At 72.5% G+C, this 222-nt stretch carries 1 pseudogene; it reads left to right on the top strand.

Annotated features, from left to right (window positions below):
* Window positions 1–222: pseudogene (locus tag AC3A4M_RS22890) on the top strand (hypothetical protein); the annotation flags it as partial.

Here is a 222-nt window from a genome sequence, read left to right as displayed (position 1 = left end):
GACCGCACCCTGTTCCAGGGCGACTCCGAACCGGCCCACCTGACCGGGTACGGCATCGTCCCCGCCCAATGGGCGCGCGACCTGCTCCGTACCGGCGACCCCGACCACGAGAACGGTGCCGACGGCGCGGACACCATCGACGCCGGGAACGGCAGCGCCGATCACCCCGCGGCCAGTAATCCGGTACCGGGCGCCGCGGAAGACAAGATCGTTGCCGGCGCC

Source organism: Arthrobacter sp. Soil_C_60, assembly GCF_057656375.1.
This window is presented reverse-complemented; position numbering and strand designations above follow the sequence as displayed.